This is a genomic window from Bacteroides faecalis (assembly GCF_003865075.1).
GTDB classification, from domain to species: domain Bacteria; phylum Bacteroidota; class Bacteroidia; order Bacteroidales; family Bacteroidaceae; genus Bacteroides; species Bacteroides faecalis.
On record NZ_BHWB01000005.1, the window covers coordinates 130251 to 142896 of the forward strand.

Below are 12646 nucleotides of genomic sequence, written 5' to 3' on the forward strand. Positions count from 1 at the left end.
TTCATTCTTTCGGATTATCAATTTCTATTTTCGTTACCATTCCAATGACCTCTTGTTTGTTTTGGAGCAGCCACTTGTCGATTTCTTCTCTATTAAAATACAGCATTTTTCCCCTTGGCTTATAGTGTGGAACTTCTTTTGCGGCTGTAAGTTTGTATAGCAGGCTTTCAGAAACACCAATATACTTACATGCTTCGTCAAACCCCAAGACGGTTTTGGTCTGCTTGACCATCTTCTCCAATTCCTCGATTCGCTCTATTAGTTTGTCAATAGGTCCCAAAGCCTCCAAACTGTCTTCTATTGCGACAATTCGCTCATAGAGTCTAAAATGTCTTTCATTCATGTGTCACGTACCTTAATTAAATTGTTTACAGACAGTAGCACGGTTATATTAGCCGTCTATTCTTTCTTTGTGTAGATAGTACATATTCCTCTGCTTCTCTTTGAATCTCGTTCTTCGATTTGCCCTTGGTTCCTTGAAGCCATTCATCTATCTCAGATTTGAGGAACATGATGCGTTTGCCTCTCTTGTGAAACGGTATTTCCCGATTGCTTGTCCAGCAATATATGGTATGCTCTACCGGATGTGTTGGGAGATAAGCACATAATTCAGCAACCGTAAACCATGTTTCTTCTTTTTCTGATTGAACAAGTTCATATATACCATCAATCTTGTCTTCTAATGATGACAGCTTTTTCAGTACCCCCGTTATAGCGTTGGGAATATCTTCAAATCTTATACTATTTTCTTCCATGCTAATTATTTTTTATGATTTTTGATGCAAAGTTATGGGGAGACTGTCACTAAATAGAAAAAGTAACGTGATAGTAAGGCAGTATCAACCAAACTATCACGTTTTTACTTTCATTTAGCAGAATTATTGTGATTTATTCCTCTCTTAATATCTGTTCGATGGATTTGCAGATGGCATATTGACTTGCTGTCATGGAAACGTTTCTTCTTATCCTTGAAAGAGAAGAGGAAAGACAACTTGAAGTTATGAATTTCTCTGTTCCATCCTTTTTGATACTGGTTAAGAAGCGACCTTCTCCCATGACATATTGCCAATTATTGTTTATCAAATGGTATTGAGCCATAGCGTCAAACAGTACGGCTACATTACGTACATTCTTTACACGGATAGATGCGTCCAAGTCGCACTTGAATAGGCGACACAACTCGCTACGCACATCACTGTTGTCGGCAAAATCAAATATGTCGTGACTTTGGACAAGTTCTACCAACAAATCCATCTGTCTGTCTGACAATTGGCATCCCAAAGTGAGGATGGACGATTTCTTTCGGGTAAGGATTGGCAGACCAGTACCCACATGTTGAAGAAACAACTCAATAAGTTCCTGCTTGGAATAATCTTCTTTTTTCTTGATTATTGACACACACTTAGAGTCTCTAAACAAAGTACCAATAATGCCAATTGCCATCTGTCGCGAGTTCTTACAACGTGCACAATCACAGTCAATATATTGGTGACTGCGCTCAAATAGTTCTATGAAGTACTCTGTCTTCATATGATTCTTTTCAGCTTGAAGATACCAACTTCTTGCGATCTCAAACAACTCATACAGTTCTCTGTAGAAGTCTTCTGTACACTCCACATGTTTGTGGACACGCTTGCTCTCTTCAAAAAGAGAGAAGCCAAAAAAGGCTGTCTTTTTTCATTTTTATCTGTTTATTGTTATAAATGTTTGGTTTCCACGAAAGGTTAAAGTGCCAAAACAATAGCATCATTACATAGAATGTTGAAAATGAAAGGCACTAAAAACCACCTGTACAATAAAGGACTTATTGATACAAGTGGTCTTCTATACTAAGTGCTTACAAATGATAATCACTATTCATCTATGTCCAACTTAAAAGCTTCTGTAGCTTCATCTTTCTTCTTGTCAATTACTTTTGCGTAGATTTGCGTGGTTTTTACATTGGTATGCCCTAACATTTTGCTTACGGTATATATGTCTGTACCGTTAGCCAATTGTAACGTTGCATAGGTGTGGCGGAAGCAATGAAAGGTGATGTGCTTGGTAATCCCTGATGCTTTTACCCACCGTTCCAAAGGCCTAGATATCCATGAAGGGTCAGGCAGTCCGGCAAACACCAACAGTTCTCCGTCTTTCTTGCGCTCACCGCAAAGCTTGTATGCCTGTGGCGATATAGGCATGTATTCAACGCCCTTAGTCTTCTGCTGAGTGAAATTGAGACGGTACCCACCATTGTATTCTTCAACCTCTGACCATTTAAGCTTTTGAATATCGCTATGTCGCATTCCTGTCAGTGCAGAGAACAAGGCTGCCCGTTTTAGTATATCATCACACGGAGTCTTTGCCAATATATTAAGTTCTTCCAGTGACAGATACTCTCTTCGAGCACTCTGAAACATGATATTTTTAGCCTTGGCAGCAATATCACAATTCAGATAGCCATCCACGAAAGCTTGTTTGAGTGCCGCCTTGAAGATAGAGAAGTACGTCGATGCCGTATTCCTTGAAATAGTTCCTTTCTTAGAACCACCCTGCGGTGCCTTTATCAAGAAGGAACGGAATGCCTCAATATACTTCATGTCAATCTGCGAGAACTGTATGTAGTCACACTTGGCAAACATTGACAACAGTGTGTGCAATCTGCGCCAGTTGACAACTATCGATTCTGACGCAGTTTCCTCTCTTTCTTTGATTAACTTCTCAATATACTCCAGAACATTGCATTTTGAGCGTTCGCTTTGTTCTGCCATTTCCATTTGCTGGTCAGTAAAGAGAGCCATGTTGTCGTACTCTTTTTGACGCAGGACTCGAACGCCATCCGCATAAAGGCAAGTTTCCATATCTTGCTTGGATTTACACTGAATAACGCCATTGTCATCTCGCTTGGGCTTGTACTTTATTCTACCAGCAACGGCTCGCTCGCTTCGTCGTTTATCCCATATAGGGGTAGTAATAGACCTCCTGAGATATTCACGCACTCGTTTGGGTTTGTCATTTCCCGTCTCATAAACAGGATAAGCTTCAAGATAGATGAACCACTCATCTCTCCACTCACTTTTCTTTAATTTGACGGAGACTTTAGTATAATCTAATCTTTTCATAATGGTTTTATATCTTTATAAAGTTTGTCTATTGATTCCTTGTGAGCATACACATAATTACCGATTTGCCGGGTCGGTATTGAGTATTTTCGTATATGAGCATACACGGTGCTGTCATCCAGATGAAATTTCTTGGAAATCTCACCTATTGTATAGCAATCCTCTGGTTCCATGCGGTACATGGTAACTGGTTTCCTTGGCTTGGTGTCAAGCGGAGACTGTCTTAACGGAAACAGATTCATTAGTTCTCCTTTGCATACAAGTCGTATTCCTTTCTCTGGCTCAATGAAGGAAATCTTTTTCATGTAGATGAGCCTATAAATGGTTGAGCGGCTTGCACCAAACATAGCATACGCTTCCGTTATGCTGATATACTCTTTAGACTTGGGCATATTGCTTACAATCTTGTCCAGTTCAAGTTGGCGTTTTTCTTCATCATGCTTACGCTTCCACGCCACCTTGGAGCATTTGGGTGAACAATACCAGGACTCCAAAGTCCTTGCGAAGAACTCTTCTCCGCACACAGGACATTTCCGTACTATCTTATACTTTGCTACTGCCATAATTCATTCATTTTGTAGTTCTTAATATCTATTCTTCTCATCATATCTACTTTTTCTTACAGGTACAAATAAGGTACAGATGTTTATAATAATAACGCAAAGATAGCAATATTATTGTGTACGGCCAAAAACAAGAAAAGCGTGTAACTCATTGAGCTACACGCTTTCCATTTGATATTGTATTCTTATTTCTCTATGTGCTTATTTCACTTCCTCAAAATCAGCATCTTGGACATTATCACCATGTTTATTATCCTGCTGTCCAGCACCTGCACTAGCATTAGGACCAGCTTGTGCTCCTTGAGCACCACCTTGCTGTGCATACATTTCAGCACTTGCTGCTTGGAATGCTGTATTGATTTCAGCCATAGCAGAATCGATAGCAGCTAAATCCTGAACTTTATGAGCATCTTTCAGTTTCTGCAAAGCCGCTTCAATCGGAGCTTTTTTATCAGCTGGCAATTTATCACCCAAATCTTTCAACTGATTTTCAGTAGAGAAAATAAGGCTATCAGCCTGATTCAACTTATCAATCTTTTCACGTTCTTTCTTATCTGCTTCTGCATTAGCAGCAGCTTCAGCTTTCATCTTTTCAATTTCATCTTTACTCAAACCGCTGGAAGCTTCGATACGGATAGCCTGTTCCTTACCAGTTGCTTTATCTTTAGCAGAAACTTTTAAGATACCGTTAGCATCAATATCGAAAGTAACTTCAATCTGAGGAACACCACGACGAGCCGGAGCAATACCTGTCAAGTTAAACTGCCCAATTGATTTATTCTGTGCAGCCATCGGACGTTCACCCTGTAATACATGGATAGTAACTTCTGTCTGGTTGTCAGCAGCAGTTGAGAACGTTTCACTCTTCTTGCAAGGAATAGTTGTATTAGCCTCGATCAATTTAGTCATTACTCCACCCATTGTTTCGATACCCATAGACAACGGAGTAACATCCAACAATACAACACCTTTTATTTCATCTGTCAATACTGCACCTTGTACTGCAGCACCTACAGCTACTACTTCATCAGGATTCACCCCTTTAGAAGGAACTTTACCGAAAAGATCTTCTACCAACTTTTGAACAGCTGGGATACGTGAAGAACCACCCACAAGGATTACTTCATCAATATCAGAATTACTCAAACCTGCATCGCTCATTGCCTTTTTACATGGTTCTAAACAAGCCTGAATCAAATCGTGAGCCAATGATTCGAATTTCGCACGAGTTAAAGTCTTAACCAAGTGCTTGGGCACACCATTTACCGGCATGATATACGGCAAATTAATTTCTGTACTTGTTGAAGAAGAAAGTTCAATCTTAGCTTTTTCGGCAGCCTCTTTCAAACGTTGCAGCGCCATTGGGTCCTGAGTCAAGTCAGCACCTTCATCGTTCTTGAATTCCTGTACCAACCAGTTGATAATTACTTGGTCGAAGTCATCACCACCCAAGTGAGTATCACCATTAGTAGAAAGAACTTCAAACACACCACCACCGAATTCAAGGATAGAAATATCGAATGTACCACCACCTAAGTCGAATACCGCAATCTTCATATCTTTATGAGCCTTATCCAAACCGTAAGCCAGAGCTGCAGCAGTTGGCTCGTTTACAATACGTTTTACTTCAAGACCTGCGATTTGTCCAGCTTCTTTAGTAGCCTGACGTTGAGAATCAGAGAAATATGCAGGAACGGTAATGACAGCTTCTGTTACTTCATGTCCCAAATAATCTTCAGCTGTTTTCTTCATTTTCTGAAGAATCATTGCAGAAATTTCTTGTGGAGTATACAGACGTCCGTCAATATCAACTCGTGGAGTATTATTCTCACCTTTTACTACTTTATAAGGAACGCGTGAAACTTCTTTCTGTACCTGATCCCAATTTTCACCCATGAAACGTTTGATAGAAGAAACTGTACGTTGCGGGTTAGTAATAGCCTGACGTTTAGCAGGGTCACCAACTTTACGTTCACCACCATCTATGAAAGCGACTATAGAAGGAGTAGTACGTTTACCTTCACTGTTCGCAATTACTACAGGTTCGTTACCTTCAAATACGGCAACACAAGAGTTTGTAGTTCCTAAGTCAATACCAATAATTTTTCCCATGATTGTTATTTTTATTTATTATTATTCAATTTCTTTTTGTCCGGTTGGTTTCTTCCTTTCATCAAGAGACACGTCTCAAACGGACATTGATAAAAAGACAAACCTTGTGCCAAAAAGGAATTAGACGAATACATGACATAATATCTGCCAAAAAGACAGTTACACAATACTCCACCGTTACCTTCCGCATAAATAAGCAAGCCGGCAACTGATTCTTTAAACAAATGTAAGCGTCTCTGGTTCAATGAAGAAAAGAATTTCCTATTTTTGCAGCATTATATTCTAAAAATGAAATAAAATGAAAACACTACTATGCCTATTTGCCACATTTGTATGTATTACATTATCTGCCCAGTCTCAACAACTCAAAATCGGTGTTGCTGGTAATGGTTATGTAACCACTCAAAGGGATGGTGCCCGAATCACACAATCTGGACTCTCGAATTGGACAAATCCAGCAAGCATTGTGAGTATATACTTTTATCTGCAACAGCCAACAGCAGCCGATTTGTCACTTTATGCAAAAGGACATTCAGTAATTAAAGTCAGTTACGGAAAAAGAACTTTCAAAATAAATCTCCAATCAAATGAATATACAAAAATTCCTGTAGGAAGTATTGATATCCCCCACTCTGGTTATGTGCAAATCAATCTACAAGGTATATCAAAAGAAGGAGAAGACTTTGGCGAAATACAACAATTGATAGTAGACAATGTCTCGGGTAAAAGCAACTATGTAAAAGACTTTTCTGAGTATTGGGGACGTCGTGGTCCTTCAGTACATTTAGGATATACATTACCAGAAGGAGATACAGAATGGTTTTACAACGAAGTTACTGTTCCGAAAAAAGGCGAAATTATGTACAGCTATTATATGGCAACCGGATTTAGCGAAGGATATTTCGGTATGCAATACAACTCTCCAACTGAACGACGGATTCTTTTTTCTGTATGGAGCCCTTTCGATACACAAGACCCTAAAAAGATTCCAGAAAACCAAAGAATTAAAATGTTACGACGAGGTAAAGATGTGCATATCGGAGAATTTGGCAATGAAGGGGCTGGAGGACAAAGTTATCTACATTATCCATGGAAAGCCGGTAATACCTATAAATTCTTAATGCATGTAAAACCAGATGGGAATGGTAACACAATCTATACCGCCTATTTTTATGGTGCAGAAGAAAAATGCTGGAGACTAATAGCCAGTTTCCAACGCCCAATGACTGACACGTGGTACAAATATCCCCATAGTTTTCTGGAAAATTTCAGTCCGGAACAAGGATATTTATCACGTGAAGTATTCTTTGGCAATCAGTGGGCACGAAGTAAAGAGGGAAAATGGACCCAATTGACCGAAGCCACCTTCACTCATGATGCAACTGCTAGTGCCAAAGTTAGATTAGACTATCAGGGAGGTAATACAAAAAATAATCGATTCTATCTAAAGATGGGAGGTTTCTTCAATGAATCTGTTTCAATGGGAACAAAATTCTACTGTGAGCCAACCGGTAAAGAACCTGAAATAGATTGGGAATCATTAGATAAGCTATAACACTTCCAGATTAATATCTATAAAATAAGGGAATGTAAAATAGGCTCATTTTACTTATAACAGCATGAGCCTATTTTTTATTTATATAAGGTTTACTTTTCTAAAACGAGAACCAATGCATCATTAGCATCATATAGTCCAATTCCGCCTCCGGATAATACATCAAAGGATTTCACTTCATTCAGTGCTTTCAGAATTTTACCTTCTAGTTCCATATCAGGACATGCCATCATTGTAGTAGCTACTCCTGGAAAGGAAATAGATTTGGCATTATCGACATTTGTCTCAAAACCACCGTTCATCAGATTACATCCGGCGTTTCCATGGATTGTTTTTTTCTTCACATCAAAAGCTATAAAGGGTTGTTTTTCCATACCAAAAGGAACAGCTTCTCCGTTTACCTCTTTAATTTTCCATTCTCCACTCAAAACAGAAAGTCTCACATCCGACACTTTTTTCTCAAGTATCACTACTGGACGATTGGATGCATTACACAAATACATTTTGTTTTTACCAGCTTTCTTATATGCTGTCACCTGCCCCAAAGCATTCAATATATTATTTTCAGTTGTCATATCCGGACACATCATTCGAGTACTTGCCATTCCTTTAAGGTCAATATTACCAGGTTTAGCATTTACATCAAAACTACCCATCATACGGTTACAACCACTATTACCAGACACTCGTCCTGTAGCAGTATCAAACACTATAAACGGAAGATTTTTACTTTCATCTGGAGCAACTTTTGAACCGTTAACTTCTATGATATTCCATTCACCATTGATAGATGATAAAGGAAGTGCCTTTTCTACAGAATGGCATGAAAACATTGCAAGTGCTACACCTGCAACGCAAATCGAAACAAATACTTTCTTCATTTTTGTTATAACGTTTAAGTTAAAATCGGGGGCAAAGATATCAAAAAGATTGGGAAATTTAACCCAATATAATATAAAATGTATACATTTGCCTTCAGGTATAAAACAAACGGAGATTTTACATAGTTCATTTTAAATAAACTACCATGAGAATAATCATCCTGACTCTGCTTTTATTTTTTTGTTGCATATTGAATATTGCAGCTCAAAATGATTACCTCGTCTCCACTTCTGTCAACCAAGAGATTCCAGTCAGTGAAGAAGAACAATTCATAAAACAAAATTTCCCTTTGCAACTCCTATGTAAATGGACGCCTGGAATAAAATTCATGTTCAATCCTTCCAGACGTGATCAATTTCTCCCTATCCTTTCTTCTTGCGAAAGTGAAAAAGAAGTAGAAAGCAAAACGCTTAAGCATAAAATAATCACATTTGTGGGTACTGAAGAAAGATCTAAAGAATTATCAATCGGAACAAACTATTTTACGCGTTTTCTATTTGAATGTGAAGGGAAAAAGTATTATTACGAATTTAAAAATATAAGATTAGATGAAATTTGCGAGAAAAATCCACGTGCTTGTATCAATGGATTGGTATATTTACAAGATGTGGATACGGCAAAAGATTTGCTGATAGGAAGAAAAGTATACATACAGTCTGAGAGTGCTCGTATAGATGACACAAACAATTACTCAGGTTATCAAGATATTGCTATTCCTACCAATCTAGAAGCAACAATTACTGCTATTGGAGTTGGTAGCCAAGCATATCCTGTCAAAATTATTTTCAAAGATAATCAGGATCATTCTTTCTATCTGGAACTTGCTCTCTCACGTACAAATTCTGGCATGGATTTAAACAATTTCCAAGCCGAAAAGAAAATGAAATACTTTTCTAATGCTATCAGTTTTACTAATAAAAGATTAGACAATATAGAAGCATTAAAGAATAAATATATAGGATTAACCATTTATCCTAAAAAGATGCTGGAAGCCCAGCGAATCACCTTTCATGAAGACAGTCCTACAAAGTCCCGGATACATCTACCCCGATACACGATTTTGAATATAAAAGATATTATTATCTCTTCTGTTCCAAATACACAAGCTGTCTTATCTGTGACTGATGAAAATGGAGCAGTCTATGAAATTGAAGTAGATCTTAAATATGACATAATCATCAAAAACGATAATTATATTGAAGACCTCTTCGAGTTTGGAAATATCCATCAAAAATATCCGGGTATAACCGAAGAACACTGGGGAATCATCTCAAAAGGAGAACTGAAAGAAGGAATGAGTGCAGAAGAATGTCGTTTATCCATAGGCAATCCAATAGAAATACGATTTAAAAAAGATACTCGTTTCGAGACCTGGTTTTATAATGGTAGGACCCTGGAACTTGAAAACGGTATCTTACAACGTTTCAAATAAAAAGGAGTGTCTACGAATGATTATCTGAAAATAATCCCGTATATTTGCTCCATCAACAAATCTTAATTCTTAAATTTTAATTCTTAATTAAAGAAATGGGTAGAGTTCTTATTATTGGTGCAGGTGGTGTTGGCACTGTCGTAGCACACAAAGTGGCACAAAATGCCGATGTATTTACAGACATCATGATTGCCAGTCGCACAAAGGAAAAATGTGACAAAATTGTCGAGGCAATAGGCAATCCCAATATAAAAACAGCGAAAGTCGATGCAGATAATGTAGATGAACTAGTCGCTCTTTTCAACGATTTCAAACCGGAAATAGTTATCAATGTTGCTCTTCCTTATCAAGATTTGACCATCATGGAAGCATGTTTGAAAGCAGGAGTAAACTATCTTGATACGGCTAATTATGAACCAAAAGATGAAGCTCATTTTGAATATAGTTGGCAGTGGGCTTACCAAGACCGTTTCAAAGAAGCCGGATTGACTGCTATCCTTGGTTGCGGATTCGATCCGGGAGTAAGTGGTATTTATACGGCCTATGCTGCCAAACATTATTTTGATGAAATTCAATATCTGGATATTGTGGATTGCAATGCAGGAAATCATCATAAAGCTTTTGCCACTAATTTTAATCCGGAAATTAACATTCGTGAAATTACTCAAAACGGACGTTATTATGAAAATGGGAAATGGATAACGACCGGTCCGTTGGAAATTCATAAAGACTTGACATATCCTAACATCGGACCACGTGACTCTTATCTTCTTTACCACGAAGAATTAGAATCACTAGTTAAGAACTTCCCAACTATTAAACGTGCCCGCTTTTGGATGACTTTTGGACAGGAATACCTGACTCACTTACGCGTTATCCAAAATATCGGTATGGCTCGTATCGACGAAGTAGAATATAATGGTACTAAAATTGTGCCTCTTCAATTCTTAAAAGCAGTATTACCAAATCCGCAAGATTTAGGAAAGAACTACGAAGGTGAAACTTCCATTGGTTGCCGTATCCGCGGTATTAAAGATGGAAAAGAACGCACCTACTATGTTTATAACAATTGCAGCCACCAAGAAGCATACAAAGAAACAGGTATGCAGGGAGTAAGTTATACCACAGGTGTTCCCGCAATGATCGGAGCAATGATGTTCTTAAAAGGAGAATGGAAACGCCCTGGAGTAAACAATGTAGAAGAATTCAATCCGGATCCTTTCATGGAGCAGCTTAATAAACAAGGACTGCCATGGCATGAGGTATTCGACAAAGATCTGGAACTATAATAAAAAATTAAGAATGAAGAATAATTGCGTTACACGATTTTATTTTTCATTTCTAATTATTAAAATATGAATATAGGAGATAAAGCACCTGAAATCTTAGGTACCAATGAAAAAGGTGAAGAGATTCGTTTAAGTGCTTATAAAGGAAAAAAAATTGTATTGTATTTCTATCCGAAAGACAATACATCAGGTTGTACGGCTCAAGCTTGCAATCTTCGCGACAATTATACAGAATTGCGTAAGGCAGGTTATGAAGTGATCGGCGTGAGCGTAGACAATGAAAAGTCGCACCAGAAATTTATTGAGAAAAATAATCTTCCTTTCGCACTGATAGCCGACGTTGATAAAAAGTTGGTAGAAGAATTCGGTGTATGGGGAGAAAAGAAACTATACGGACATGCCTATATGGGAACTTTCCGTACTACTTTTCTCATTAATGAAGAAGGAGTTATAGAACGGATCATCACTCCTAAAGAAGTGAAAACTAAAGAACATGCCGCACAGATATTAAATCAATAAAATCCATCTAACTATATAATAATAAGGTATGGCTAAAAAAGACGAACTTAATTTTGAAACAGATAATAAAATGGCATCAAGCGAAAAACTAAAAGCCTTACAAGCCGCCATGGAAAAGATAGAGAAAAACTTCGGTAAAGGCTCTATCATGAAAATGGGTGATGAAAGCGTTGAACAAGTAGAAGTAATCCCTACCGGTTCCATTGCCTTGAACGTGGCACTTGGCGTAGGAGGATATCCCAGAGGTAGAATCATCGAAATCTATGGACCGGAGTCTTCCGGTAAAACAACATTGGCTATTCACGCCATTGCCGAAGCACAAAAAGCCGGTGGTATAGCTGCCTTTATTGATGCAGAACATGCTTTCGACCGTTTCTATGCAGCTAAACTAGGTGTAGATATCGATAACTTATGGATCTCACAACCGGATAACGGAGAACAGGCATTAGAAATTGCCGAACAGTTGATCCGTTCTTCCGCTATTGACATCATTGTAATTGACTCTGTAGCTGCATTGACTCCAAAATCGGAAATCGAAGGAGATATGGGTGATAATAAAGTAGGTTTGCAGGCACGTTTAATGTCACAGGCATTACGTAAATTGACTGCTACTGTCAGCAAAACGCGTACCACTTGCATTTTCATCAATCAGCTTCGTGAGAAAATCGGTGTAATGTTCGGTAATCCGGAAACCACAACAGGAGGTAACGCATTGAAGTTCTATGCTTCCGTACGTCTTGATATTCGTGGTAGCCAACCAATCAAAGATGGCGAAGAAATCCTTGGAAAACTAACTAAAGTAAAAGTTGTAAAAAACAAGGTGGCTCCTCCATTTCGTAAAGCAGAATTCGATATCATGTTTGGTGAAGGTATCTCCCATTCTGGAGAAATAGTAGACCTGGGAGCTGAACTGGGAATCATCAAAAAAAGCGGTTCATGGTATAGCTATAACGATACCAAGCTAGGACAAGGACGTGATGCAGCCAAACAATGTATCGCAGATAATCCGGAACTAGCAGAAGAACTGGAAAAGTTGATTTTCGAAGCACTGAAACATAAATAATCAGTTACCGATTTTGAGTAAGAAAACTTCATTTATAGGCTGTCTCTCTCTTTTATTTTAAGAGACAGCCTTTCTTTGTGCTCTTTGAGTATCTTTTTTCCTCCCCCAAAAACATTTCTCTTTTAGCCTT

General features: G+C 38.2%; 12 protein-coding genes. 5 read left to right on the forward strand and 7 right to left on the reverse strand.

What is annotated here, in order from left to right:
* Nucleotide 1: 1 nt before the first annotated feature.
* The 6 genes from EJF25_RS10545 to dnaK all read right to left on the reverse strand — a co-directional run bounded on the left by EJF25_RS10545 (nt 2) and on the right by dnaK (nt 5776).
* Nucleotides 2-343 carry a helix-turn-helix transcriptional regulator gene (locus tag EJF25_RS10545; protein ID WP_005812869.1) on the reverse strand — a complete coding sequence of 114 codons (342 nt, stop codon included), beginning with the start codon at nt 341-343 and terminating at the stop codon, nt 2-4.
* 43 nt (nt 344-386) lie between these two features.
* Nucleotides 387-755 (reverse strand): helix-turn-helix domain-containing protein, encoded by a 369-nt coding sequence (locus EJF25_RS10550; protein WP_004320284.1) that lies wholly within the window; start codon nt 753-755, stop codon nt 387-389.
* Between the two features lie 133 nt (nt 756-888).
* The gene (locus EJF25_RS10555; protein ID WP_005812872.1) at nt 889-1530 is read right to left on the reverse strand and encodes a hypothetical protein; all 642 of its coding nucleotides are present in this window, start codon (nt 1528-1530) and stop codon (nt 889-891) included.
* Nucleotides 1531-1853: 323 nt separating this feature from the next.
* Nucleotides 1854-3101, reverse strand: coding sequence for a site-specific integrase (locus EJF25_RS10560; RefSeq protein WP_005812874.1), 1248 nt, complete (start codon nt 3099-3101; stop codon nt 1854-1856).
* On the reverse strand, nt 3098-3664 hold the full coding sequence (locus EJF25_RS10565; RefSeq protein WP_005812876.1) for a helix-turn-helix domain-containing protein: 567 nt from the start codon (nt 3662-3664) through the stop codon (nt 3098-3100). The genes EJF25_RS10560 and EJF25_RS10565 overlap by 4 nt, the downstream gene beginning before the upstream one ends.
* A 201-nt stretch (nt 3665-3865) precedes the next feature.
* Nucleotides 3866-5776, reverse strand: coding sequence for a molecular chaperone DnaK (dnaK, locus tag EJF25_RS10570; RefSeq protein WP_125041103.1), 1911 nt, complete (start codon nt 5774-5776; stop codon nt 3866-3868).
* Between the two features lie 298 nt (nt 5777-6074).
* Here dnaK and EJF25_RS10580 point away from each other — a divergent pair, with 298 nt between their 5' ends.
* Nucleotides 6075-7331 (forward strand): DUF3472 domain-containing protein, encoded by a 1257-nt coding sequence (locus EJF25_RS10580; RefSeq protein ID WP_125041105.1) that lies wholly within the window; start codon nt 6075-6077, stop codon nt 7329-7331.
* 92 nt (nt 7332-7423) lie between these two features.
* Here EJF25_RS10580 and EJF25_RS10585 read toward each other — a convergent pair whose 3' ends face one another.
* The gene (locus EJF25_RS10585; RefSeq protein WP_125041106.1) at nt 7424-8212 is read right to left on the reverse strand and encodes an META domain-containing protein; all 789 of its coding nucleotides are present in this window, start codon (nt 8210-8212) and stop codon (nt 7424-7426) included.
* 146 nt (nt 8213-8358) lie between these two features.
* On the opposite strand from EJF25_RS10585, the gene EJF25_RS10590 reads away from it, so the two are divergent.
* From EJF25_RS10590 to recA, 4 genes are all read left to right on the forward strand, one after another.
* Nucleotides 8359-9645, forward strand: a complete 1287-nt coding sequence (locus tag EJF25_RS10590) for a hypothetical protein (protein WP_125041107.1) — start codon at nt 8359-8361, stop codon at nt 9643-9645.
* 95 nt (nt 9646-9740) lie between these two features.
* Nucleotides 9741-10934 (forward strand): saccharopine dehydrogenase family protein, encoded by a 1194-nt coding sequence (locus EJF25_RS10595; RefSeq protein WP_125041108.1) that lies wholly within the window; start codon nt 9741-9743, stop codon nt 10932-10934.
* Between the two features lie 66 nt (nt 10935-11000).
* Nucleotides 11001-11453: a thioredoxin-dependent thiol peroxidase gene (gene bcp, locus EJF25_RS10600; protein WP_125041109.1), complete on the forward strand. Its 453-nt coding sequence runs from the start codon at nt 11001-11003 to the stop codon at nt 11451-11453.
* Between the two features lie 28 nt (nt 11454-11481).
* Complete coding sequence (gene recA / locus EJF25_RS10605) at nt 11482-12516, forward strand: recombinase RecA (protein WP_125041110.1); 1035 nt, start codon at nt 11482-11484, stop codon at nt 12514-12516.
* Nucleotides 12517-12646 lie beyond the last annotated feature (130 nt).

Excerpts from the sequence above, each read along its gene's own strand:
- EJF25_RS10545 (WP_005812869.1), bottom strand. The coding sequence starts at position 343 with ATGAATGAAAGACATTTTAGACTCTATGAGCGAATTGTCGCAATAGAA.
- EJF25_RS10550 (WP_004320284.1), bottom strand. The coding sequence starts at position 755 with ATGGAAGAAAATAGTATAAGATTTGAAGATATTCCCAACGCTATAACG.
- EJF25_RS10555 (WP_005812872.1), bottom strand. The coding sequence starts at position 1,530 with ATGAAGACAGAGTACTTCATAGAACTATTTGAGCGCAGTCACCAATAT.
- EJF25_RS10560 (WP_005812874.1), bottom strand. The coding sequence starts at position 3,101 with ATGAAAAGATTAGATTATACTAAAGTCTCCGTCAAATTAAAGAAAAGT.
- EJF25_RS10565 (WP_005812876.1), bottom strand. The coding sequence starts at position 3,664 with ATGGCAGTAGCAAAGTATAAGATAGTACGGAAATGTCCTGTGTGCGGA.
- dnaK (WP_125041103.1), bottom strand. The coding sequence starts at position 5,776 with ATGGGAAAAATTATTGGTATTGACTTAGGAACTACAAACTCTTGTGTT.
- EJF25_RS10580 (WP_125041105.1), top strand. The coding sequence starts at position 6,075 with ATGAAAACACTACTATGCCTATTTGCCACATTTGTATGTATTACATTA.
- EJF25_RS10585 (WP_125041106.1), bottom strand. The coding sequence starts at position 8,212 with ATGAAGAAAGTATTTGTTTCGATTTGCGTTGCAGGTGTAGCACTTGCA.
- EJF25_RS10590 (WP_125041107.1), top strand. The coding sequence starts at position 8,359 with ATGAGAATAATCATCCTGACTCTGCTTTTATTTTTTTGTTGCATATTG.
- EJF25_RS10595 (WP_125041108.1), top strand. The coding sequence starts at position 9,741 with ATGGGTAGAGTTCTTATTATTGGTGCAGGTGGTGTTGGCACTGTCGTA.
- bcp (WP_125041109.1), top strand. The coding sequence starts at position 11,001 with ATGAATATAGGAGATAAAGCACCTGAAATCTTAGGTACCAATGAAAAA.
- recA (WP_125041110.1), top strand. The coding sequence starts at position 11,482 with ATGGCTAAAAAAGACGAACTTAATTTTGAAACAGATAATAAAATGGCA.